Below are 18,047 nucleotides of genomic sequence, written 5' to 3'. Positions count from 1 at the left end.
TTCGCATGACGAGTAACTCAAATGCCTGACTTCAAAATAGTCATCAGCGCCGTCGACAAGGCGACCGCTACATTTCGCAAGGTCAACGACGGCGTCAGTCGCCTGACTCGGCCTTTCGAAGAGGTAGGCAAGTCCTTCAAGAGTCTCGGTCGTGAGCTTGGGTTTGAACGAATCGGCAAAAACCTCACTACCATCGGCAGGGAGGCCGGTGGGGCTGCCCGCAGCGTCGGCATGATCGTCGCGCCCATGGCTGCGCTCACCGGGGTTGGATCTGTGGCTGGTATTGCCGCGCTGGCCAACAACTGGGCCAACCTCGGTCGCTCCATCGACAACAGCGCACGCGGCATCGGTGTTTCGGCTGGCCAACTCCAGAGCTTTCAGGGAGCTGCCAAGCTGGTTGGCATTGATGCTGGAACCACGACCGCCAGCCTGGATAGCCTGGCCACCACCATGCAGGACGCGCAATGGGGAAGAAACCAGGGCGCGCTGCTGATGCTGAACAAGCTCGGCATCGGCCTCAAGAAGACCAAAGACGGGGCCTGGGATGTGGTCGGCGAGTACAAAGCGATTGCCAACGCAGTGGCCAGCCAGAAGAGCCCCCAGGTCCAGGCTCTTATTGCCAACAACCTTGGGCTGGGCGGAATGCTGCCGTTCTTGCGCGAGGGCGCGGCTGGCATTGAGCAATACGAGGACACCGTTCGGCGTCTCGGTTACGTTATGAGCGACGGCGCGGTCAAGCAGGGTAAGGAGTTCTCCAAAAGTCTGGCCGGCCTAAATATCGCCGTCGACGGTACAAAAAACGCGATCGGTGACAAGCTGATTCCGGTCATGAAGCCATTGGTTGACCAGTTCACCAACTGGCTGGCCGTGAACCGTGACTTGATCGCCACCAATATCGCCGACTGGGCCAAAGGCTTTGCCACCTGGATCAACAAGGTCGACTGGAAGGCGGTCGGGGACGGCATCATCAACTTCGGCAAGGGTGTCGGTAAGGTCGTCGATTGGCTGGGCGGCTGGCAGAATGCTGCGCTGCTGGTGGTTGGCGTTATGAATGCCGGGCTGATTGCCGGTGTCCTGTCGCTCGGTATCACCCTGGTGCGCGCTGGCGCTGGCATCGTGGCCTTCACAGGGCTTCTCCTAGGCTGGAAAAGCGCCGCCACTGCCGCTGCTGCGGCAAATGATGTTGCTACTGCCTCGGCAGCGAGGTCTGCTGGTGCTGGCGCGATTCGCGGTGCAGGTCCTGGTTTGCTCGGAAAGCTCGGGTGGGTGGGTATGGCCGGCGCCGCTGGTTATGATGCTGGAACCCTGATCAACGATAACTTGATCCAGGGTACCGAGTTCCAGGGTTGGCTTGGCAAGCAAATCGCGCAGGTTATGGCTTTCGGGGGAAGTACTGAGGCAAAGAACGCCCTTTCAATAAATGAGGGCGCGAAGAGCGGGCAGCAGGCCGGCACCCAGGATCCTGTCGCTGCCCGCCAGTTGTTCCGCCAGCTTGAGCTGAAAAACAATCTGCCACCCAATCTTCTCGATAGTGTCTGGAACAAAGAGTCGGGCCGCGGCGCAAATATGCTGTCCGGGAAGGGTGCAAAAGGTCATTTTGGCTTCATGGACCCGACAGCGACCCAGTACGGTTTGAAGGATCCTTCGAATCTTTATCAGTCGGCTGACGCTTCAGCCCGGTATTTCCACGACTTACTCAAGGCCAACGGCGGCAATCTGGATCGAGCGCTCGCAGCTTACAACTGGGGGCAGGGCAATCTGGACAAAAAGGGCATGGGCGCTGCTCCGGCGGAAACCCGGGACTACATCAGCAAGATCAAGGCTCAGATGGCTGGAGCTCAGGCCACTGATGCTCAGGCGTCTGCCCCGCAAGGACCCTATACCCAGGGTGCACAACAGGCCTCCGGCGGTGTGGTCAAGGTTGAAATCGAACACAAGAACACCCCTGAGGGGACCAAAACCAAGGTCAAGTCTGTCGGTAACGTCCAGGCTTCGAGCCGCATCGCCTATTCCGGAGTTGGAGCAATAGCATGAGCCTGCTTTCCGACATCATTCAGATAGCCCAGGACTCCAACAGGACCTGGACTGAGATGCTCAATCAGGCGTCGTTCCGCGGTGTGCCGTTCGCCATCTATGGCGGCGATGCACGTTTCGGCCGGCGCCTGGCCATGCACGAGTACCCAGGCCGCGATAAGCCTTACATTGAGGACATGGGGCGTTCGACGCGCCGGATTCGCATGAGCGGCTTTCTGGTCAGCAACAGTCTGGTGTATGGCGGCGGCAGCGTCCTTGCACAGCGTGATGCCCTCGCCGCTGCTGCGGAGAAAAAAGGGTCTGGAATCCTAGTGCACCCAACCCTTGGCGCGCTGAAGGTCAGTGTTCCAGATGGGGGCTTGGGTGTTACCGAGCGCTGGGACATGGGCCGATACTTTGAGATCAGCTTCAGTTTCATCGAGTCTGGTGACCGTGTCTTTCCGACCATTACCTCGGACAGCGGATCGCTGCTGGACAAGCTGGCTGCAGCGCTCGGGCTGTCTTCTGCGCTGGACTTTGCTCGCAAGGTGATCGGCGGCGTCACCGCGGTGATCAATGCGGTTGAGGGCGTCATCAAGTTCGGAAAGGCAATTGTCGGAATGGTGGTCGGCGTTATCGCTGACTTCAAGGTCCTGGTCGGTCGTATCACCCACGACGTGCGCAGCATCACCAGTCTGGGTGCGCTGCTCACTGGCGACTTCGGGCGTTATGCCAACGGCAACGTCAGCAGCGCGCTGACCACCAGCAAGAACGCTCGGAACGCCAGCGCGACCATGGCCGACCTGATCACCCAGAACACCACCAATCGCGTGGCCGTCGACATGGCCATGGATACCCTGGTGGGCGCCGCAGCGAACCTGGATGCGTCGAGCGGGAACGCCTTCACGGATGCCGTGCAGGGCGTTATGGATGCGTTGGTGGCCGGCATCGCTGACCCAGGTGATGCCATCGCGCTGCTGGGGCCGCTGGCCAGCTACACACCGACGACATTCGGAGGGGCCGGTGCGATCGGCGTTGCCCGCGGGGTTGCGCAGGATGCAACCAGTGCACTGTTGCGCCGGGCGGCCCTGGCCTCTATCGGCCAGGTGGTGGCGACCTACGTGCCGACCTCCTACGACGAGGCCATCAGCACCATGGGGACGGTGACCGGATTCATCGATGCGGAGCTGCTGGTGGCGGGGGATGCGGGCGACGATGAGAGTTACAACGCGCTGGTCGCCCTGCGCCAGGCGGTGGTCACCGATCTGACCACCACCGGCGCCACGCTGCCGCGTCTTGAGACGTTTTCCTTCAAGGCGCCTATGAACGCCCTGACCATGGCCAATCGGCTCTACCGTGATTCGACCCGGGCCGATGAGTTGATCCAGCAGGCCAACCCGATTCATCCGGCGTTTATGCCAACAACGGTAGCTGCTCTGGCTCGATAGTGGCTGTCTGTTTTTTGTTACTGGACTATATCTGACTCCAGTATCCATTGTTTTGCTGGTTGCATATTTGGGTTTTGCGCGAATTGGATTTCTATCTGCGCAAGCCTTTGAGGTCCAGCTGGAATCTGCCATACATATTGTTTGGTTACCTTGAAGTTTACGGACGGATCAAGAGGTGAGCAGTTTCCTTGCTGCATTATTGTTAAAAGATTCGCGTTGTTTGGGTCGTGCTTTATGTAGTCCATAGCCTCTGGGACTGCGGTCATATCATCGCAAGTAAGAACTTCGGAATCTCTTGAGTGGAAGGTTTTTCCAATTAGATCGTCTGCTTGGGCCGTGTGTGCGGCCAACAGTGCAATGGCAATAGATGCAGAGATTAATATTTTTCGCATGATAGTCTCGCTGGAGAAGTTGATGTTGTCCGATGATCTAACCATAACCTCCGGTGGTTTGACCATCACCGGGTGGACCGATATTCGCGTTACGCGCGGCATCGAAAGGCTTCCCAGTGACTTCACCATTGGTATGACTGAGCTCTACGCCACGGAGTTCGACAAGCTGGTCATAGAGCCCGGGGCTGCGTGCCGGGTTACGCTCGGAGAAGATCCTGTGGTGACGGGGTACATCGATCACGTTGTGCCCTCCATTGGGCCTGCTGATCACTCCATCCAGGTCAATGGACGGTCGAAATGCTCAGATCTCGTTGACTGCGCAGCCGAATGGGCTGGCGGTCAAATCAGCAATGCGACTGTCCTGGAGGTTGCACAGAAGCTCGCTGCTGTGTACGGGCCAAGGCCTAGCGGGGTTCCGGAAGGGATCGCTGTAGCTACCAACGTTTCATCGTTTTTGCTGCCTATCATTCCGCAAACCAACATCATGCTTGGAGAAAGCCCATTCGATATCATCGAACGCATGGCCCGGTTCTCAGCTGTGTTGGCCTATGACTTGCCTGACGGGAGCTTGTTTTTATCTCGGGTCGGTACTCGCCAATTGGATAGCGGTGTTGCTGAGGGCGTGAATGTCCAGCGAGCTTATATTGATTACTCTGCTGATCTGAATTACTCGACTTATGATGTGTATTTGCAGTCGACTGATTTGTTTATGGATGCCGGAACCAGCGGGAATCTTAAATTCACCGCGTCGGACATAAATTGCAAACGCCATCGGAGAATGGTGATTATTGCCGAGAGCGGCAGCATGGGGCTCGACATTGCTGAAAAGCGTGCGATATGGGAGTCAGTTCGGAGATTCGGTAGGTCCAGAGTTGTTAAGGTTATCGTAGATAGTTGGCGAGACTTATCGGGCACACTGTGGGAACCGAATACATTGGTTCCGGTTTCGCTTCCGCGCCTAAAGCTTCCTTCTGCCTTACTTCTGATCAGCGAGGTCACCTTCCAGCGAAATGACTACTCGGGAACAACTGCCGAACTCACATTGATGGCTCCCGAAGCTTTCACGCCGCAGCCGATCAACCTGACCCCGCTTTGGGGCGACGTTCCATGGGGGAATTATGGGCAATAAAGTTGATGCGCCGAGCGTGATTCAGGGCCTCCAGCGCCGTATACAGCTTCTCGCCGGGTGGGCGAGGGTGTCCTTTGCCAATGACAGTAAGACGGCCCAACTGCTTCAAGTGACGCTCAACGACTCGGAAACCCGTGACGGCACGCCGCGCATCGCTGAGTTCGGCTTCACCTCTGTGCCGCCAGATGGTTCTGACGTGCTGGTGGTGTTCCTGGGTGGCGACCGATCCAAAGGGGTTGTCGTGGCCACCGGGCACCAGGGTAGCCGCCCGGTCAACTTGCTGGCGGGTGAGTCGATGCTCTATGACCTGGCGGGCAAGTCGGTCTACCTGACCCAGGCTGGCGGGATCGTCATCGAGGCCAAGGGCTCGCCGGTAACCGTAAACAACGCCACCACCGTCACGATCAACGCCGCGACAGCGGTGCAGATGAATACCCCCGTGTTGCGCGTCAGCGGAGACATCGAGGCCGGTGGCAACGTCAAGGATTCGGTACGGACCATGGCCGCAGACCGGGTGATCTTCAATGAGCACAACAACGGGAGCGGCACAACCACGCCGACACCTCAACAATGACCGATATCACCACCACCTGGATCGCGAGCACCGGCAACGGAGACTGGTCGATCAGTGGGGGCGCCCTGGCGAGCGGCAGCGACCTGGCCAGCGCCGTGCTGATCAGTTTGTTTACCGATCGCCTTGCCGATGACGATGACATCCCACCGGATGGCGGCAGTGATCGCCGGGGTTGGTGGGGGGATGCTGGCGAGGATGTACCGATCGGCTCCCGGCTGTGGTTGTTGGATCGGTCCAAACTTACCCCCGCCGTAGCCAACACCGCCAAAATTTATATCGAAGAGGCGCTGAAGTGGCTCGTTGATGACCAGGTTGCTCAGGGGGTGAGCGTGGCCACTGTCATTGCCGGACGCAGCCAACTCAACGCCATCATTACCATCACGCATCGCGACGGCTCTGTTGCACCCCCGCTCAATTACAACTGGGTCTGGGACCAGACCTGACCGAACGCTGATTATCGAGCCCGCCTTGAGCGGGTATTTTTTGCCTGGAGCAAGCCACTTATGCCATATCCGCGACCTACGCTCTCGGACCTGCGCGCTCGCGTGGCCTCGGACATCACCTCGGGCCTGCCGACGGCCGACGGTCTGCTGCGCTTCTCCAACCTGCAGATCACCGGCAAGGCTGTCGCCGGGTTGGCTCACCTCAACTACGGCTACCTCGACTGGATTGCCAGGCAGGGCGTCCCCTATACAGCCTCTGGCGAGTTCCTTTATGCCTGGGGGGCCATGAAGAATGTCTACCCGAAATCACCAACTGCTGCCTCTGGCGCCGTCACGTTCTCCGGTACGCCTGGGGTGATAGTTTCTGCGGGCACCCAGGTGGTGCGCAGCGATTCGGCGACATTCACGACGCAGGCGTCCGCTACTGTCGGCCCTGGGAACACCCTAGTGGTCCAGGTGACGGCGGATTTGGCTGGGGAGGCTGGGAATACCCCGGTCGGTGGACTGATGACGCTGGGCACCTCCATTGCCGGCGTCCAATCCACTGGTGCGGTTACCACCGTTATCACCGGCGGTGCCGATCAAGAACTTGACGAGGCGTTCTTCGGCCGCATGCTTGCGGCCTATCAGAGCACCCCCAATGGTGGATCTGACAACGATTATGTGACATGGGCGTTGGAGGTAGCTGGTGTCACCAGGGCATGGTGTATGCCCAACGGGTTTGGCACCGGCACCGTGGTTGTGTACTCGATGCTTGATGATGCCAACTCAGCCTATGGTGGTTTTCCGCAAGGCACGAACGGCATCTCATCGAGCGACAATCGTGCTATCCCCGCGAACGTCGCCGCCGGCGATCAGTTGACCATCGCGAACAGCATCTACATCGAGCAGCCGGTGACTGCGATGGTCTACTCCTGTGCTCCGATTGCTGCCCCGATCGCCTTTACTATCACCGGGCTCACTGGTGCATCAACAGCAACCCGGGCGGCAGTAGCCGCCGCAATCTCGGGAGTTCTGTTTGACCAGGGCGCCCCGCTGGCTGACGGCTCATCCGTCGATATCTCTGACGTGGGGGCGGCTATTTCCGCGATCGCGGGAACACAGGGGTTCGTGATCACGTCTCCCGCGGCAAACGTCCCCAACACCCTCGGCCATCTGCCCACGCTGGGCGTCATTACTTACGGCTGATCATCATGCCAAAACCGTCTTATACCGATGCCGACTTCACATCGGCGCTACTCGGGCTATTACCGCGCGGTAGGGTCTGGCCGAAGGATCTGACATCTGTTCACGCTCAGGCCATCTCCTGCTTCGCTCCGACCTTCACGCGGATCAGTGATTCCGCGCTCGGTCTGATCGACGACCTTTTTCCGGCGACAACCGTGAACTTCCTGAGCGAGTGGGAGGCGACCCTGGGGCTGCCTGACCCGTGCTCCGGAACGCAGCCGACGTTCCAGGGGCGGCGTAACCAGGTTGTTGCCAGGTTCAGCAATACCGGCGGCCAGTCCATCCAGTTCTTTACGGCGCACGCGGCCGGGCTTGGATATGCAATCACCGTCACTCAATACTCCCCGTTCCGCTGCGGACAAAGTACCTGCGGCCAGCAACTCGGCGGAGCCGACTGGTTCTTCACTTGGGCCGTCAACTGCCAACTGAACACCGTCAGCCACTTCCGCACCGGTCAGTCCACCACGGGCGATCCGCTGTCCTCCTGGGGCAATGCGGTGCTCGAGTGCGAGCTCACCGAAGCCAAGCCGTCACATACCCGTCTGCAATTTCACTATTCGTGAGGCCTTAGATGTATCAAATCGACAACTCAACGGCGGTCGCTGCAATTCCGGCGAGCACCGCCGCGGGCACGAACGGCTACTTCACCGACGGCAACCCAGCTACAGGTGTGCCAGCAACGATCATGCCCGCCGAATTCATGAACATGCTCATGATGGAGAACTTGAACGTCCTCACTGCTGCCGGGATCGCCCCTGTTAAAAATCAGTTCAACCAGCTCGCGCTGTCCATCGCAAAAATCGTGCAGAACGGAGCGGCGGGTGCAGCAAGTGAGACGTCAGCCGGTATCCTGAAACTGGCGACGAGCGCCCTGGCGGCTGCCGGCTCCGACAACACTACCGCGATTACCCCGCAAAAACTGGCGGCCCAGATCCAGGCCGGCGGATTGGCGTTCGCAACCGACACCGGCACGGTCAACACCTACGTCTGCACCTTTGTGCCAGCGCTTACAGCTCGCATCGAGGGGCAGGTCCTGCGCTTCAAGGTTAAGACCACCAGCACTGGCGCTTGCACTATCAACGATGGGCTTGGCGTCGTTCCGATGGTCGGGGGGGCGCATGCAGCCCTCCAGAACGGTGAACTGGTCGCCAACGGTGACGCCTGGATTCAGTGGAACACCTCTGTGGGTGGCGGCTCGTACATCCTGTTGTTCTGTACTGGGGCGGCTGAGCAGGTAGCCAGCGCGACTCAGAGCCAGCACGCCGTCAACGCCGGCCAACTCCAAACCGGCGCTCTTGCGTTCGCCACCGATACTGGCACTGCCAACACCTACGTCTGCGCCTTCTCGCCGACGATCACTGCGCGCGCCGAGGGCCAGGTACTGCGCTTCAAGGTCAAGACGACCAACACGGGGGCGAGCACGATCAACGACGGTGTTGGGGTTGTCGCGCTAGTCGGCGGCGCGCACGCGGCGCTACAAGGCGGCGAGTTGGTAGCCAATGGTGACGCGTGGGTGCAGTGGAACACGTCGGTAGGCGGTGGTTCGTACATCCTGCTGTTCTGCACGGGGGCGGCTGAGCAGGTAGCCAACGCGACTCAGAGCCAGCAAGCCGTTGCGATGGGGCAGTTGTTTGGCGGTTTGAAAGGCATATCTCGAATTTCCACCAGCGGAAGCTTTACCGTCCCAGCTGGAGTCACAACTATCTACGTTTCCGGTTGTGGAGGCGGTGGTGGTGGCGGTGGTGGTGGTGGCAGTAGTTCGGGTGCTCCCACTAGTGGCGCGGGCGGTGGCGGTGGCGGCGGTGGTCAACAAATTTTCCGCGTGCCATATACCGTTACTCCGGGTCAGGTCATTGCTATCACGACGGGTACAGCAGGCACAGCTGGCGCGGGCGGTTATGGGGCGGCTTCAGGTGGGGCCGGTGCAGCTGGGGGCGCAACAACAATAGGCAGCCTGGTTACGCTCAACGGTGGCTCAGCAGGGCTTGGGGGCGCCAGCGGTGGTGCCGGAGGTTCGGGTGGTGCCGGATACCCGGGCGGGAGTGATGGCGGCGACTGCACGAACAATCAATGCACCGGAATCGGAGGGATGGGTGGTTCAAGCTCATTCGGCGGTGGTGGTGGCGGTGGCCGAGCAGGTTCAGGCGGTGGCGCAGTTGCAAAAGCCGCGGCTGGTTATGGTGGAGGCGGTGGTGGAGGCGGTGGCTCATATGGGGCAACCGCTGCTGGCGGAAATGGCGCTGCCGGTACCGGCGGCCTTGTAATCATTGAGTGGTGAAAAAATGGGCGTTTACGCTGTTGTTGATGTGTCAACCAACGTTGTTGTGAACATGATCGTGTGGGATGGGCTCCCGGGGTGGGCTCCTGAAGATGGTCAAATTGCGGTGGAGGTAATCGATCCGGCGACGACGATGGGCTGGCTCTATGTGGATGGCCAGCTCGTAGCTCCACCGCCACCTCCTGTAGTTCCTCCGACGCAGGAAGAGATAACGTCGGCCAACACTCAGCGCCAAAATAACCTGCTGAACATGGCCTCACAGGCCATGGCTCCCGTTCTCGTATCTCTGCAGCTTGGTGATGCCACTGATGATGAAACCGTGCTCGCAAAGGCTTGGCAGAGTTATTACAGGGAAGTGAAAAGCATCGATGTGACCGCGGCAAACCCTGCTTGGCCTACACCTCCAGGCGCCTGATCTCATCCACCCGAGCCCGCGCATTGCGGGCTTTTTTTCGCCTGGAGAAACCCATGCCGATTACCCAGCAGCAGTTGCTGCAGATCCTTCCGAACGCCGGCGCCCAAGCCGGCGTTTTTGTTCCTGTGCTCAACACAGCCATGCAACGGTTTCAGATCGTTGGAACTCAGCGGGTTGCCGCGTTCATTGCCCAGGTCGGGCACGAATCCGGCCAGCTCCGGTCGGTGGTCGAGAACCTGAACTACGGTGCGCAGGCCCTGGTCGCCACCTGGCCCAGCCGTTTTACCCAGGCCCTAGCTGCACAGGTGGCTCGGCAGCCTGAGCAGATCGCGAACATTGCCTATGCCAGCCGGATGGGCAACGGCGATGCATCATCCGGCGACGGCTGGAACTACCGCGGTCGCGGGCTGATCCAGATCACCGGCCGCGACAACTACCAAGCGTGCGGCGATGCCCTGGGCGTGGACCTGATCGGCAACCCGGATCTGCTGGCCCAGCCTCAGTACGCGGCATTGTCTGCGGCTTGGTTCTGGTCGATCAACGGACTGAACAGCCTGGCGGATGCGGGCAACTTCACCGGAATCACGCAGCGCATTAACGGCGGCCAGAATGGTGCCGCTGATCGGCTTGCCCTCTACAACACCGCGCTGCAGGTGCTGGCATGACCTCAATCTACGCAAGGCTTGCCGGCTTCCTGTTGGCCGTCGCGCTGATCTTCGGCGCGTTGTTCGGCGCCTATCACCACGGCCAGACCCTGGCCAATGCCGAGTGGCAGACAAAATGGGATGCCCGCGATACCGCAGACAAGACCGCCGCCCTGGTCAATGAAAACGTCGAGCGCGCCAAAGAACAGGAACGTCAACTCTCAATCAACAAGGTGGTGCAAAGTGGTCAACAACTCCTCGATGCGGCGAACGCTGCTGTTGCTGCCTCTCATGCTTCTGATAACAGCCTGCGCGCAACAGCAGATGACCTTGCCGCTCGACTCGCAGCTAGTGAAGCCAGCGGCAATTCCTGCACTGCCGCCGCAGGCAAGGCAGCTGCCCACGCCGCCCGAGTGCTCGCCGACGTGCTCAAGCTCGCTGATGAAAGAGCGGGAATCCTGGCGGCAGATGCTGATCAGGCCCGCGCCCGGGGGCTGACTTGCGAGGCAGGTTATGACGCGGTGAAGAATTCGAAATAGGGAAGGGGGGTCGTTCGGCAGGACGCCGGAGGAGGCGGGGCGCTACGCCTCGTTTTGATCGTTGCTGGGGGCCAAAGCCAGCATCCATTGGGAGATGGCAGACTGACGCCAGGCGACAGAATTGGGGCCTATTCTAAATTGTTTTGGGAATGTTCCTTCTCTGATCCTGCGGTAAACCGTGTTCCGCCCAAGGCCGGTTATGTGGAGCACCTCGTTGAGGCGCAGGAAGCGGTCGATATTCTCTGCTGCCATTTGTATCTCCTCGCCGCGTGCGACTTGAGTGTCACCGGTGAGTGGTAGAGACGAAAAGCCCGGCACGGGGCCGGGCTATTTCCAGAGGGGGGCGCTGATCCGTCAGCTGGTTTGAGTGTAGGGCAGTCACTAGGCGGTCGGTAGCGAAAAATCAGAGCGTGTCGTAATCGAATGCTGCTTGCCTGCAGGCGACATCGAGACTGGAGCAGGAACTAAAAGCCGGCGCTGGCTTGGCTTTTCTATGGCGGATCAACTATCGCTGGCGGAAGAGGTAGTTCTTCTGAGGCAGCCCCATTGGATTGTGAGATCCATAATCTATAAGGGCGATGTGGTTTTCGTTGAATCTTTGGAAGTGCACGACGTAATTTGACGTTTGGTAGGCGCCTGCCGGATTTCTGGAGGCGTTCCACTTTGGGTAGCCGATGTGCACATGCCAAAGTTGATGCTTTTTCGCGTATGCAATTTTTACTGCGCGGCTAGGATCAGTGATGGGGACGTTATCAGAGGGGCCTTTTTTGCCGATAAACGTTTTGAGGCCCTGTGCTTCGAAATGAAAAACGAAGTCCTCAATTAGGGTCTTTTCCTCGTCAGACAAGGTTTCGAATAGCGTTGAGAAATGTGCTCCGACCTCTACCTGGTTTGGCATTTATTATTGTTCTCACGCATCCATTCACGAAATTTCTCGCGCGTCATCCCTTCAGGCATTACGAATCTCTGCCCTTCCTCTACCGCCTTCCTCATCCGTACGAGGTCGAAATTGACCTCCTCTTCGGAGGTGTCGGGTTTGTGGGGGTGGTACTCGCGCTTCATGGTCTTGCCCTCTAGGGCTTGCTCTGGTGTTAAATCGATCTCAAGCCGCAATTAATGGCATGGATTGAGAAATGTATAGCTTATGATCGCCCGCGCCACGATTTTGTTTACAGCATTTCGTGGCGCACACGGAAATCTAGACCAACGGTACCCCATCAAAAAACGGGCCAACAACGAGAATTTTTCCGATCAGGGCTATGCGTCCTGTACTAACAAATTTGCGTTCCACCAGATCACTCGGCCTTCGCCCAGGTGATGACACCAGCCTTCACCTTTTCCGCGTGCCCCATCTGGAAGCTGGCCGACACCTTGATCAGCTCCCACGCCTCAGACTTTAGACCCGTTTCAGACATCCGTGCGGTCATCTGCATCGGGTCGACGCCTGACCACTTGATCAGGGCCGCAACCTCTTTCAGGTCGCGTCGCAGTTTCTGATTCGGTTTCGTCAGAACCATGGGGCCTCCTACGCATCTCGCTGCATCAGATGGTGGCGCGGTGCTGGCCGAAGGCGTGCGCAGGGCGCTGGCGCGAGTCCTGTCGTATGGCGGGAGGCCGGCATCACCCTGGGGCTGGGGGCTGGGGGCTGGGTGCTGGCGCTACACGCCACCAGTTGTGCCCGCTGCAATCCCGGAGCTGCTGGAATCTGCACGCCAGGGGCAACCCCCGGCAATCTGCTCGTCGTCCTGCTCGACAAATCTGTCCAGCGAAATCGGGAGCTGGCAGCGGTCGCTGATATTGCCCGAGTGAGGGGGCTGGCCTGCGAGGCGTCTTATGACGCGCTACTGGCCAAACACTCCAGCGCAAACTGAACGCAATAAGTGGCCGGGCGCTCATTCTCAATCTTCATGCAAGCCGGAGTTCCGGTCCCTTCTTCAGTTGAACCCCGCTGAGGCGCTCGATTACAACCTGGCGCAGGACCTTGGGTTTGCCGTATCCATCAATCGCAAATCCGTATTTTTCCGCCTGCAGCCATTTGATTTGGGCGTAAGTCCTCACGTAGCCGGTTAGCTCGGCCACTTCTTCGGCTGTCAGAAACATAGTAGAGCTCCGTGCGCTCTATGGCGGCAGAAGGTGGTTAAGAGATGTGCTTAGCCAGGACCTCGTCGGCCTTGAGCATCGCGGCGTGGAATTCGTCGGCCGAGACATGGCGTCCGGTCAGCGGCCCAGTCAGGCATCGCGACACCAGGGCCAGCGCATGGGCAAGTTCTTCCTTCTGCGCCCCCTCGGACCGGCCGATATCCCAGAAATGCTGACCCCAGTGCCCGGGCGGTGGCGGGTTGACGTTCTGCTTGCCGAAGGCCAGGGAGCCGATGATCGAGTCGCACAGATCGCGCTTGTAGGCGTTGCCACCATCGATGCTCAGGCCACGACGGCGCAGGGTGCTGACGACCTCATTGAGATCAAGACCCTGATCCTTCAGCACGATGTCGAGCTCGGGGTTGTTGGGGGTGTAGATTGCCAGGCAGATTTTTGCGCCGGCCGGCAGGCTCTGGCTGATCGCCACCAGGGCGTCATTGGCAGTCTCGTGAAATCGGTTCAGTGCGGACACGTGAATTCCTCGCCCGCCAAGCCGGCGGGCTGTCATAGAGTTGAATGGGGCGGGTCAGGCTGGGACGCTGTCGAGCTGATAGCCAAGACCTACTCGCCGGGCTGCTTCTTCGGTTCTGAAACTCAGCGTGATGCGCATGACCGGGCAGGTTCCCTCGCCGACGATTACGTGCCACATGCCGAATTTCTTGTGCGCAGGCTTGATGATCTTGGTGACGACTCGATCATTGTTCATGGCTTCGGCCCCTTGTAGATGAGCCAGGCCATGTAGGCGAGGGCGATCATGGCGTCACCTGCTTGAACTCGACGCCGGGCGCCAAGTAGCTCCGGTTGTAAATAATGGATTCGATGGTAGGCACGCTTACGCCAAACTCGGCCGCAAGATCCTTCACGCGCGCACCTGCTCTTCGTCTTGTTCGAATCGCCACCGCTTGGCCGCCGGTCAATTTTGCGTTGTGGTGATTGCTTCCGCCGAGATAGGTGCCGTGTCGCTTCCGGTCATCGGCATTTTCAGCATCGGTGCCGTACTTCAGGTTTCCGGGTGCATTATCCGAAGTGACACCGTTCAGGTGGCGGACCACCAGGCCATCAGGACGCGGGCCGTGAAAAGCATCCGCTACCAACTGATGAACGCCGACAGGCCGCGACTTTCCACTCGGAAGCATGATCGACGCAGTCTGGTAGCCCTTGATGGTTGTTTGCTGCGAAAGCTCATACAGGAAGTCGGGATCAATCGTGGAAACAGATCCGCACTGGGCCCCTTTCCCGCGGCGTCGGTGAGAAAAAACTCGACCGTCATCCGTTGCTGAATATCCAGGGTATGAAGGGCATGGCTTCATTGTTCGACCCTCCGGAAGGTAATTGCCCAGACCCAGAGGTTGGCATCCCAGTCGCCGCCGGTGGCGTTCCACAAGTTGGCAAACGCAAAGCGCGGCGTGAGAAGGCATTGTTCGTGGCTGGTGGTCTTGTCCCAGGCCCAACCATTGCGCTGTTGGTGACCGGCCTGTGCCGGACAATCACCGACATCTTTCCAGCCTGTGCCACCGTGGAAGCACTGTTGTCCGTAGTCGGTGAAGAAGCAGCCCTCGGCCTCGGCCTGGTCATCAGTGATGTCCTGCAAGCGCTCGACGCGCACGTCTGTGATCTCAAGCAGGATGCGGCTTGCGGCCCTGGGCATGTGAATGCTGGGCCTGTGCTTCAGGCCAAAGTCCTTTCGCGCTTCATCGCTGTGCGACCCTGGGCGGTAGTCGGCAGCGTAGGCGTATCGCTGAAGCGGACCGTCCGGGTCTGGTCGGTGTTCGACGCCGGTGCCGAGAAGATCAATGAACGTCTCGCGCACCCACAGCCGGTCGCAGGGCTTTCCGTAGGGGCAGCACTGTGAAGCGGCCAAGGCATTTGCACACGACTGGGCGTCCGGGCCAGACACGCCGAACCCATAGCGCCGGTGACTTTGGGCGACGGCAAACCACGATCCATCATCCATAAGCTCCGGCTGCTGCAAAGGCTTTACCACTCGCCGCGTTACCGTCTTCCGGCCTTCAAGGATGACGCGCACCATCGGGCCGGAGAACAGAATGGGACGTTCCTTTATTTCAGGCATGACGATTCCTTGGCCGCTATAGCGGCTGACTTGAAGGGGGGAGGGGTTACAGGTTTTGCGGGAGGAGTACGGATGTACTCCTATCGGGATTCGGCGGCCGGATGAGTTGCGTTCCACTGCTCAAAGGCTTCCTGAGTGGTAGTGGCCGTGATCTTCTCGTCGCAGGTGTAGCAGTGCGCCACACCGCCGGCGGCGCCGACATCGCGGTGACCCAGCTTGCAGGGGTTCATACGCCAGTCGTCATCGATCACCACTGCCGGAGCGGGCTGCTCGGCGCGATCAAACATGGCCTTGTATTCGAAGCCTTGATCGTCCCACTCCTGCACAACGTCCCACTCCTGAGTAAAGGCGTTGATCGCATTGCCACGGGTCTGGACCCAGCCGTAAGGCTCGTGGTTTTCCTGAGCCCCACACTTCGTGCAGACCAACGTGAACTCACCGTCGTCTGTCCATTCATGCGCGCACGCCACCGGCTCGCCCTGGGGCTGGGCGGCTGCCGATCCAGACCCGCCGCAATACTTGCAGCTATCACCGGTATGGGTGGCGCACAAGGCTTGCTTGGCGAGAAGGGCGCGCAGCTCGGCTGCTGCTGACTTGTGGCGCGCAATAGCCGAGTCATTTGCCAGGGTTTCAAGATCATGCGTTATGGCCCGCAGGGCGGTCATGAGTGTTTCGCGGGTGATTATTTGGTTGTTACCCATGGTCAAACTCCCGGACGGCATTTGAAGGCGAGCCAAATGTAGTGGCGGCCCTTGGCTGTCATCTTGATTTTGCCTGTCTGCCGATTCCAGCTGATCAGGAGAAGCTCTTGCAGGATGGTTGTCAGCGTGTGGCCCTGGTGCCAGCCGGCCAGGGCCTTGATGCAGCCCTGGGCCAGCAGGCCTCGGTGGTCGTCGTGGCCGAAGTTGGTGCCCTGAAAAGCGCCCTGCATCTGCTCATCGGTCACAAGATCGGTGATGGCTTTCACATCCGGGTCAAGCCGGTAGCATTTATGCGTCATGGTCATTCGCCCTGGTTGGCCAGCATGTTCAGGCGCATGCCCGATGTGCCGGCGATTTCATGGTTTCGCTCAACCTCTGCTGGCTTTAGGAATGCGGCGACATCGCGATCCAGGTCCGCATAGCCAAGCCCTTCGATCACTGCTCGGGTGCGTAGAAGAATGTCTATTGCAGTGTCGTTGCGCTCATCCGCCGCGGTCAGGCGCTGCTGCAGAGCGTCACGCTCACGGATCGCCTGAGTGTGCTTGCCACGCCAGTGAAGCACGGCGTCCAGTTCTTCGGCGGCGCTCACCTTCAGCGCCGGCGTGGTGGCTGGAACTGGAGTCCGTGCCTTGCCAGCGCCGGATCGGCCAGGGCAATCAGGTGCGTGACGCTCAGGATCAGCGGAGAAGCCAGCAGGGCAGTTACAAAAACAGAATCGGCTCATACAGCCTCCCTCGTTACTAGATCATGGGCATTCACCACGGTCATGCCGAGCCGTTCGGCGATCAGCACTTCCAGCCTGGCGCCCTTGGAGTGCTCCCAGCCGGGCAGCGTGGCCACGGTGTCGCACTCCATCAAGGCGATGATGTCGCGGCGCATGCAGTCGTGCCAGGAACCGCCGTCCGGGTTGAGTTCAGCGGGATTCGTGACGGTGTGGCCGCCGGCGCGCAGGCTCGCGGTCATCGCTGCGAACGCAGGGAAGTTCAGGCCGGGCAGGCCGGTCATCGGCCCGCTGAGGTAAATCCGTTTCACGGGGAGTCCTTGCCGGGCCATGCCCGGGCGGTGGAGTGGTGGGTTATGCGGCTTTCTGTAGGGCTTCGATAACTCGCTGCCCAGCTAGCGGCGGCACCGCATTGCCAACCATGTGCATGGTCAGCCGGTGGTTGTCCGGGCGCAGGGTGTCCGCGGGAAATGTTTGTGCGGCCAGTGCTTCGTTGGCACTGAGCATCCGCATGCGGTCGCCGTCGACGAGCGCCCAGCGATCCAGGGTTGTGATGGTGCCGATCGGGCGATTGATGTCGCGGCCGGTGAGGCCAGAACCTTTTCCGTAATAGGGCATGATGAATCGATCACCGAAGCGCTGGCGGCCATTGCGCACCCGATCGAGGGTGGCCTGGGCCCGGCCGGGCTTCTCGATCGTGGACCAGCGCCCGGCGTCGAAATCGAGGAAGGTGGCGGCAGCTACGTGCTGTCGCTTATGCAGCTCGAGCATCAGCGGTGCCCGGCTGCGGGTGATCACCAGGAACAGACGAACCCGGTGCTGCGGTACGCCAAGGTCGGCGCAGTCAATGACGTGCGGAGCAATCTGATACCCAAGCGCCTGAATCGCAGCGACCCAGGCAGGGTAGAGCGCCCAGTCGGTGAACTCCGGCACGTTTTCTACCAGTGCGGCTTCCGGGCGGTGGAACTCCAGGGCCGATATAACAGCCCACGCGGTCGATCTGGATGCATCGTGCTGCGGGTTGCCTGATGACTTGCCGCGGGCCTTTGAATGCCCTTGGCAACACGGGGAGGCCAGCAGCAGGTCGTGAGCGGGAACCTGATCCCATCTGGCTTGGTGCAGGTCCTGACAGACGTGAATGGTTCCCGGATTGTTTGCAGCATGCCAGAAGACGGCATCCGGCCAGTGATTTGCGGCCCACAGGACATCAATTCCCGCCGATGTCGCGGCCCTGGTCCATCCTCCGAATCCGGAGAATATATCGGCTGCTCTTTTCATGAGTGATCCTCGCCGGATGGCGCAATAGATGAGGG

General features: G+C 59.7%; 25 protein-coding genes. 11 read left to right on the top strand and 14 right to left on the bottom strand.

Features of this window, described 5'->3' with window-relative positions; genetic code table 11:
* Positions 1–21: 21 nt before the first annotated feature.
* Both M5C71_RS26690 and M5C71_RS26685 read left to right on the top strand, forming a co-directional pair.
* Positions 22–2,034 (top strand): lytic transglycosylase domain-containing protein, encoded by a 2,013-nt coding sequence (locus M5C71_RS26690; RefSeq protein ID WP_248769132.1) that lies wholly within the window; start codon positions 22–24, stop codon positions 2,032–2,034.
* Positions 2,031–3,461, top strand: a complete 1,431-nt coding sequence (locus tag M5C71_RS26685; RefSeq protein WP_248769131.1) for a DNA circularization N-terminal domain-containing protein — start codon at positions 2,031–2,033, stop codon at positions 3,459–3,461. Before M5C71_RS26690 ends, M5C71_RS26685 begins: the two co-directional genes overlap by 4 nt.
* Before the next feature lie 17 nt (positions 3,462–3,478).
* Here M5C71_RS26685 and M5C71_RS26680 read toward each other — a convergent pair whose 3' ends face one another.
* Complete coding sequence (locus M5C71_RS26680) at positions 3,479–3,853, bottom strand: hypothetical protein (RefSeq protein WP_248769130.1); 375 nt, start codon at positions 3,851–3,853, stop codon at positions 3,479–3,481.
* 22 nt (positions 3,854–3,875) lie between these two features.
* Between M5C71_RS26680 and M5C71_RS26675 the strand changes: the two genes are divergently transcribed.
* The 9 genes from M5C71_RS26675 to M5C71_RS26635 are packed head-to-tail and all read left to right on the top strand — an operon-like array spanning position 3,876 to position 11,102.
* Positions 3,876–4,982: a phage baseplate assembly protein gene (locus tag M5C71_RS26675; protein ID WP_248769129.1), complete on the top strand. Its 1,107-nt coding sequence runs from the start codon at positions 3,876–3,878 to the stop codon at positions 4,980–4,982.
* A complete protein-coding gene (locus M5C71_RS26670; protein ID WP_283094070.1) occupies positions 4,972–5,556 on the top strand; it encodes a phage baseplate assembly protein V in 585 nt (194 codons plus the stop codon). Before M5C71_RS26675 ends, M5C71_RS26670 begins: the two co-directional genes overlap by 11 nt.
* Entirely contained in the window at positions 5,553–5,999 is a 447-nt protein-coding gene (locus tag M5C71_RS26665; protein WP_248769127.1) for a phage GP46 family protein, read from the top strand. The genes M5C71_RS26670 and M5C71_RS26665 overlap by 4 nt, the downstream gene beginning before the upstream one ends.
* A gap of 60 nt (positions 6,000–6,059) precedes the next feature.
* The gene (locus M5C71_RS26660) at positions 6,060–7,187 is read left to right on the top strand and encodes a baseplate J/gp47 family protein (protein WP_248769126.1); all 1,128 of its coding nucleotides are present in this window, start codon (positions 6,060–6,062) and stop codon (positions 7,185–7,187) included.
* A 5-nt stretch (positions 7,188–7,192) separates the two neighbouring features.
* Positions 7,193–7,789 (top strand): putative phage tail protein, encoded by a 597-nt coding sequence (locus tag M5C71_RS26655; protein ID WP_248769125.1) that lies wholly within the window; start codon positions 7,193–7,195, stop codon positions 7,787–7,789.
* 8 nt (positions 7,790–7,797) lie between these two features.
* Positions 7,798–9,504, top strand: coding sequence for a hypothetical protein (locus M5C71_RS26650; RefSeq protein ID WP_248769191.1), 1,707 nt, complete (start codon positions 7,798–7,800; stop codon positions 9,502–9,504).
* 4 nt (positions 9,505–9,508) lie between these two features.
* Positions 9,509–9,919, top strand: coding sequence for a tail fiber assembly protein (locus M5C71_RS26645; RefSeq protein ID WP_248769052.1), 411 nt, complete (start codon positions 9,509–9,511; stop codon positions 9,917–9,919).
* A gap of 53 nt (positions 9,920–9,972) precedes the next feature.
* Complete coding sequence (locus M5C71_RS26640) at positions 9,973–10,584, top strand: glycoside hydrolase family 19 protein (RefSeq protein WP_248769051.1); 612 nt, start codon at positions 9,973–9,975, stop codon at positions 10,582–10,584.
* Positions 10,581–11,102, top strand: coding sequence for a DUF2514 family protein (locus M5C71_RS26635; RefSeq protein WP_248769050.1), 522 nt, complete (start codon positions 10,581–10,583; stop codon positions 11,100–11,102). Before M5C71_RS26640 ends, M5C71_RS26635 begins: the two co-directional genes overlap by 4 nt.
* A gap of 42 nt (positions 11,103–11,144) precedes the next feature.
* On the opposite strand, the gene M5C71_RS26630 is transcribed toward M5C71_RS26635, so the two are convergent.
* The 13 genes from M5C71_RS26630 to M5C71_RS26570 form a co-directional block, all read right to left on the bottom strand.
* On the bottom strand, positions 11,145–11,354 hold the full coding sequence (locus M5C71_RS26630) for an AlpA family transcriptional regulator (protein WP_248769049.1): 210 nt from the start codon (positions 11,352–11,354) through the stop codon (positions 11,145–11,147).
* A gap of 253 nt (positions 11,355–11,607) precedes the next feature.
* Entirely contained in the window at positions 11,608–12,000 is a 393-nt protein-coding gene (locus M5C71_RS26625) for a hypothetical protein (protein ID WP_248769048.1), read from the bottom strand.
* A 397-nt stretch (positions 12,001–12,397) separates the two neighbouring features.
* Positions 12,398–12,619 (bottom strand): hypothetical protein, encoded by a 222-nt coding sequence (locus M5C71_RS26620; protein ID WP_248769047.1) that lies wholly within the window; start codon positions 12,617–12,619, stop codon positions 12,398–12,400.
* A gap of 388 nt (positions 12,620–13,007) precedes the next feature.
* Positions 13,008–13,202, bottom strand: a complete 195-nt coding sequence (locus tag M5C71_RS26615; protein WP_248769046.1) for a DUF4224 domain-containing protein — start codon at positions 13,200–13,202, stop codon at positions 13,008–13,010.
* Between the two features lie 37 nt (positions 13,203–13,239).
* Positions 13,240–13,713 carry a hypothetical protein gene (locus tag M5C71_RS26610; RefSeq protein ID WP_248769124.1) on the bottom strand — a complete coding sequence of 158 codons (474 nt, stop codon included), beginning with the start codon at positions 13,711–13,713 and terminating at the stop codon, positions 13,240–13,242.
* Between the two features lie 54 nt (positions 13,714–13,767).
* A complete protein-coding gene (locus M5C71_RS26605) occupies positions 13,768–13,947 on the bottom strand; it encodes a hypothetical protein (RefSeq protein ID WP_248769123.1) in 180 nt (59 codons plus the stop codon).
* Between the two features lie 46 nt (positions 13,948–13,993).
* Positions 13,994–14,551, bottom strand: coding sequence for an HNH endonuclease (locus tag M5C71_RS26600; RefSeq protein WP_248769122.1), 558 nt, complete (start codon positions 14,549–14,551; stop codon positions 13,994–13,996).
* Complete coding sequence (locus M5C71_RS26595; protein WP_248769121.1) at positions 14,548–15,312, bottom strand: hypothetical protein; 765 nt, start codon at positions 15,310–15,312, stop codon at positions 14,548–14,550. The genes M5C71_RS26600 and M5C71_RS26595 overlap by 4 nt, the downstream gene beginning before the upstream one ends.
* Positions 15,313–15,392: 80 nt before the next feature.
* Positions 15,393–16,013, bottom strand: coding sequence for a hypothetical protein (locus M5C71_RS26590; RefSeq protein WP_248769120.1), 621 nt, complete (start codon positions 16,011–16,013; stop codon positions 15,393–15,395).
* Positions 16,014–16,015: 2 nt separating this feature from the next.
* Entirely contained in the window at positions 16,016–16,312 is a 297-nt protein-coding gene (locus M5C71_RS26585; protein WP_248769119.1) for a hypothetical protein, read from the bottom strand.
* 2 nt (positions 16,313–16,314) lie between these two features.
* Positions 16,315–16,737: a hypothetical protein gene (locus tag M5C71_RS26580; protein WP_248769118.1), complete on the bottom strand. Its 423-nt coding sequence runs from the start codon at positions 16,735–16,737 to the stop codon at positions 16,315–16,317.
* Positions 16,734–17,045 carry a DUF4406 domain-containing protein gene (locus M5C71_RS26575; RefSeq protein WP_248769117.1) on the bottom strand — a complete coding sequence of 104 codons (312 nt, stop codon included), beginning with the start codon at positions 17,043–17,045 and terminating at the stop codon, positions 16,734–16,736. The genes M5C71_RS26580 and M5C71_RS26575 overlap by 4 nt, the downstream gene beginning before the upstream one ends.
* A gap of 43 nt (positions 17,046–17,088) precedes the next feature.
* Positions 17,089–18,012 carry a DNA cytosine methyltransferase gene (locus tag M5C71_RS26570; RefSeq protein WP_248769116.1) on the bottom strand — a complete coding sequence of 308 codons (924 nt, stop codon included), beginning with the start codon at positions 18,010–18,012 and terminating at the stop codon, positions 17,089–17,091.
* Between the last annotated feature and the right edge of the window lie 35 nt (positions 18,013–18,047).

It is taken from the genome of Pseudomonas sp. MWU12-2345 (assembly GCF_023242385.1).
Taxonomy (GTDB): domain Bacteria; phylum Pseudomonadota; class Gammaproteobacteria; order Pseudomonadales; family Pseudomonadaceae; genus Aquipseudomonas; species Aquipseudomonas gingeri_D.
The sequence above is the reverse complement of the archived record's forward strand: the minus strand, read 5'-3'. Positions and strand labels throughout refer to the sequence as shown.

Excerpts from the sequence above, each read along its gene's own strand:
- M5C71_RS26660 (WP_248769126.1), top strand. The coding sequence starts at position 6,060 with ATGCCATATCCGCGACCTACGCTCTCGGACCTGCGCGCTCGCGTGGCC.
- M5C71_RS26590 (WP_248769120.1), bottom strand. The coding sequence starts at position 16,013 with ATGGGTAACAACCAAATAATCACCCGCGAAACACTCATGACCGCCCTG.
- M5C71_RS26570 (WP_248769116.1), bottom strand. The coding sequence starts at position 18,012 with ATGAAAAGAGCAGCCGATATATTCTCCGGATTCGGAGGATGGACCAGG.
- M5C71_RS26670 (WP_283094070.1), top strand. The coding sequence starts at position 4,972 with ATGGGCAATAAAGTTGATGCGCCGAGCGTGATTCAGGGCCTCCAGCGC.
- M5C71_RS26650 (WP_248769191.1), top strand. The coding sequence starts at position 7,798 with ATGTATCAAATCGACAACTCAACGGCGGTCGCTGCAATTCCGGCGAGC.
- M5C71_RS26640 (WP_248769051.1), top strand. The coding sequence starts at position 9,973 with ATGCCGATTACCCAGCAGCAGTTGCTGCAGATCCTTCCGAACGCCGGC.
- M5C71_RS26690 (WP_248769132.1), top strand. The coding sequence starts at position 22 with ATGCCTGACTTCAAAATAGTCATCAGCGCCGTCGACAAGGCGACCGCT.
- M5C71_RS26625 (WP_248769048.1), bottom strand. The coding sequence starts at position 12,000 with ATGCCAAACCAGGTAGAGGTCGGAGCACATTTCTCAACGCTATTCGAA.
- M5C71_RS26635 (WP_248769050.1), top strand. The coding sequence starts at position 10,581 with ATGACCTCAATCTACGCAAGGCTTGCCGGCTTCCTGTTGGCCGTCGCG.
- M5C71_RS26680 (WP_248769130.1), bottom strand. The coding sequence starts at position 3,853 with ATGCGAAAAATATTAATCTCTGCATCTATTGCCATTGCACTGTTGGCC.
- M5C71_RS26655 (WP_248769125.1), top strand. The coding sequence starts at position 7,193 with ATGCCAAAACCGTCTTATACCGATGCCGACTTCACATCGGCGCTACTC.
- M5C71_RS26600 (WP_248769122.1), bottom strand. The coding sequence starts at position 14,551 with ATGAAGCCATGCCCTTCATACCCTGGATATTCAGCAACGGATGACGGT.
- M5C71_RS26665 (WP_248769127.1), top strand. The coding sequence starts at position 5,553 with ATGACCGATATCACCACCACCTGGATCGCGAGCACCGGCAACGGAGAC.
- M5C71_RS26605 (WP_248769123.1), bottom strand. The coding sequence starts at position 13,947 with ATGAACAATGATCGAGTCGTCACCAAGATCATCAAGCCTGCGCACAAG.
- M5C71_RS26585 (WP_248769119.1), bottom strand. The coding sequence starts at position 16,312 with ATGACGCATAAATGCTACCGGCTTGACCCGGATGTGAAAGCCATCACC.
- M5C71_RS26645 (WP_248769052.1), top strand. The coding sequence starts at position 9,509 with ATGGGCGTTTACGCTGTTGTTGATGTGTCAACCAACGTTGTTGTGAAC.
- M5C71_RS26580 (WP_248769118.1), bottom strand. The coding sequence starts at position 16,737 with ATGAGCCGATTCTGTTTTTGTAACTGCCCTGCTGGCTTCTCCGCTGAT.
- M5C71_RS26620 (WP_248769047.1), bottom strand. The coding sequence starts at position 12,619 with ATGGTTCTGACGAAACCGAATCAGAAACTGCGACGCGACCTGAAAGAG.
- M5C71_RS26595 (WP_248769121.1), bottom strand. The coding sequence starts at position 15,312 with ATGCCTGAAATAAAGGAACGTCCCATTCTGTTCTCCGGCCCGATGGTG.
- M5C71_RS26685 (WP_248769131.1), top strand. The coding sequence starts at position 2,031 with ATGAGCCTGCTTTCCGACATCATTCAGATAGCCCAGGACTCCAACAGG.
- M5C71_RS26615 (WP_248769046.1), bottom strand. The coding sequence starts at position 13,202 with ATGTTTCTGACAGCCGAAGAAGTGGCCGAGCTAACCGGCTACGTGAGG.
- M5C71_RS26630 (WP_248769049.1), bottom strand. The coding sequence starts at position 11,354 with ATGGCAGCAGAGAATATCGACCGCTTCCTGCGCCTCAACGAGGTGCTC.
- M5C71_RS26675 (WP_248769129.1), top strand. The coding sequence starts at position 3,876 with ATGTTGTCCGATGATCTAACCATAACCTCCGGTGGTTTGACCATCACC.